A 2,356-nucleotide genomic window follows, 5' to 3' on the forward strand; every position below is an offset into this window, starting at 1 on the left:
ACATTTGCCTGAAAGTCATTTTACGCAAAAGCATCAAACAAACACACGTCCAACGCCAAAAGCTGTGAAGTTGGCTGCCAAAACTCAAAGCGATCAAGGTTGAGTTGACTACGGTTAAGAGTCCGCGACAAAGAAAGCGAGATCACAGCGATGATGCAGCTCTTTGTGAAATTAAGCGGACCGTGCTGAACATCCAACAACCTTGAAGCATCGAGGCTTGCTAGTTTTCAGCGACTTTGAAGCTACCGAACTTTCAACACGCTCTACCAAATCAGCATCAGACTCCAGCTCAAAAGCCAAGTTGTGCAATTTGAACGCTAAAAACTGAGTATTCAGGACAAATTAGCTTAGATTTTGAAGATTCTTGATTGATAGAAACTAACGCCCGCCTAAGGGGCTGGCAACGCATACCACTAAACTCAAACACAACAACTGCAACCACCGCGGCTCAATGGGACTGGAAACGCCGCGCGTTGACAGTCCCTCTTGAGGCGTTTGTTATGCATTAAAACCCATAGTACTTGCCAATAGCTGTAGCTAATAGACTACCAGCAGCACCAACCTTAACATCCCATAACGTTGATGCTGCTTTAGATACCATTGTACCCATCCAGCCTGATACGGCTGAACCAAAGTTACCAGATTCTACTTCCGCACTGCCTTTATCGGTTTCTATTGCAACTTGAAGTAACTCTATATCCTCATCACTAACTTTATTTTGTTTGAGGACTTCGATTAAGGAAGCCATATCATTTTTGTTTACAGTATTGCGAATAGTTTGAGTATTTGAATCACCAACTACGATGGTGGCATTATCACCAAAAACTGCATGGTTAAATAAATCTGACACACCAACCTCTTTAGCTCTTGTTTTCATATCACTCAACTCCATTTCATTTGGAAATTTTTCAGACAACTCCAAGACGAAATCTAAGAGTCGAGTAGTAACCTCTGTCAATATTTGCGTCATCGCACCAGCAGAATGAACTGCCCAAGCGGTTTCTACACCATAGCTATCATCAAAACCCTTAGATAGAAGTGGATAGAACTCAGGTGCGATACTTACCCGTAAATTTTCTTGAGTTGAATACTGCTCAACAACAGCAATGCTGTCCATCAAGTATTTAGTGTCTAGCATTTCACGTATTTCATCATCTAAGTGCATCAAAGGCAGAGTTTGATTCTGGTATCTATACACAGAATTACTCAAATTGCCTTTAACTGTAAGATGTAGTTTCCTATAGGCGGGAACAGACTCACGATTTCCATATCCTCTGAGCTCACTATCAACCCAATCGAAAAGCTCCTTCTCACCTAACTGGTGAAGAAGTACTTTTGTTTTCAACAATGCTACTTTTAAGTTGCTTTCTCCAGAGCTTAACAACTCGATAATTTCTTTAATTAACTTCATTTACTTACCAAACTCAAATTTAATGCATAACGCCCAATTAAGGTGTGAGGCACGCAATACCAATGCCACCGCATACCACCTTAACCACTAAAGCCAATGCATAGCAAAAATGCCACGCGTGCCGAATCACTCTTAAATTGTTTGTTATGCAACGTTACACCCTTAGTAACCGCCTTATACCCTCTATACCCATTGCTGTAGCAATTGTTGCTTCAAGGCTATTTGATAGCAAATATACAGTGATATCGATTGATACATTAAAGAAAAGCCAAAATAGCTCATATACCCTTCTGAAAGCAATTAGCTCAGAAAACACATCTTTTCGGGCACTAAATCTTGTCCTAGTGCAATTTATAGAACAGGATTGTTTGTCGACGTCATAGTCTTCCGCTGGTTGTAGCAAGTAATATTGTTTGTGGTATTTATAAAACAAGACTTCAATTGCCGCCTCACGAACAATGTTATTGAATATACCGTAAGGAACAAAAATGCTCAGATGTCGGGTTGCTCCGTAATTTTCTCCTAACCTCTCCTTGTAGTTATCATAAGGAGCCACAGAGAAACTCATAATGATGTTTTCCAGTAACTCAACGCCAATGGCAAGTTCTACTAACGTCAACTTTATCCACTTGAACAATGTAACTTCCGATTTAAGTTCTTTACCTCGTAGAAATACTGTGGAAAGGTAACTTTTGCCATTAAAGTCTTGCTTATCTAGTACTTTGAAATTCTTCATTTGCCACATTTTATTAAGTTGCATAACGCCCGCCTAAGGGGCTGGCAACGCATTACCACTAAACTCAAACACAACAACCGTAACCACCGCGGCTCATTGGGACTGGAAACGCTACGCGTTGACAGTCCCTCTTGAGGCGTTTGTTATGCTTAAGCTTCAACACTTTACTGTTGCACCAACCCAAGAATAACCTACTGAAATCATTGACT

General features: G+C 40.6%; 3 protein-coding genes. All 3 read right to left on the bottom strand.

What is annotated here, in order from left to right; genetic code table 11:
* Positions 1–20: 20 nt before the first annotated feature.
* Positions 21–200: a DUF645 family protein gene (locus D908_RS21315; RefSeq protein ID WP_005528017.1), complete on the bottom strand. Its 180-nt coding sequence runs from the start codon at positions 198–200 to the stop codon at positions 21–23.
* Between the two features lie 305 nt (positions 201–505).
* On the bottom strand, positions 506–1,411 hold the full coding sequence (locus D908_RS00140; protein ID WP_005528021.1) for an AbiTii domain-containing protein: 906 nt from the start codon (positions 1,409–1,411) through the stop codon (positions 506–508).
* Positions 1,412–1,565: 154 nt separating this feature from the next.
* Positions 1,566–2,171, bottom strand: coding sequence for a hypothetical protein (locus D908_RS00135; RefSeq protein WP_005528024.1), 606 nt, complete (start codon positions 2,169–2,171; stop codon positions 1,566–1,568).
* Positions 2,172–2,356: the final 185 nt, after the last annotated feature.

The sequence above is a fragment of the Vibrio mimicus CAIM 602 genome, assembly GCF_000338875.1.
Lineage (GTDB): Bacteria > Pseudomonadota > Gammaproteobacteria > Enterobacterales > Vibrionaceae > Vibrio > Vibrio mimicus.